Genomic DNA, 566 nt, shown 5'->3' on the forward strand with positions numbered 1-566 from the left:
AGTCAGCATCTGGGCCGTTGTTCAAGTTAGGCGGTGCACTTCCGGTTTGGATCCAAGGGCTTTCCTTTAGACTGCGTCGCGACTACGGACACTCTGCCCGATTCTTAGTGAACCGAGATTCCACATTCCTCTCGTTGTTAGGCTCAGCTCTAACCACTTCACCGAGCACCTGCGAGGTATCCACCTGCTGCAACCCACTCTCAAAACCTAGCGCACTACTTATAGACTCTTCTATCCAGAGCTACTCAGCAGCGGTGGCTGTGTGCGGACTTACCGCAAAGTGCGATGATAACGCCTCCGACCGTTCAGCGCCACGGGCACTCCTAGCAAAAGGTCTATTAGGAATAACGCAGCCATGGAAAGACCGTGCTCTATCCACCTTGAATAGCTCCGAATTTCCCACCCTAAACACCTTCAGCCACCTTGCCGCACAAACGGAAAATGAAACGCCAGAGAGCAGCGTGGCCACAGCCGCCAGTGCCACAGCCAATGCCTATCAAAATATTTTCCAACACCTTGGAAAGCTCGTCGGCAGCAATTCCGAGCACACTCTCTCAGCCGTTGGT

1 protein-coding gene is annotated in these 566 nt (G+C 53.4%); it reads left to right on the top strand.

What is annotated here, in order from left to right; genetic code table 11:
- Positions 1–566, top strand: a 566-nt coding sequence (locus tag ABGY95_RS04090) for a DUF5685 family protein (protein ID WP_347440433.1), incomplete at both ends; no start/stop codon positions are given.

The organism is Rubritalea sp. (genome assembly GCF_039830215.1).
Lineage (GTDB): Bacteria > Verrucomicrobiota > Verrucomicrobiia > Verrucomicrobiales > Akkermansiaceae > Rubritalea.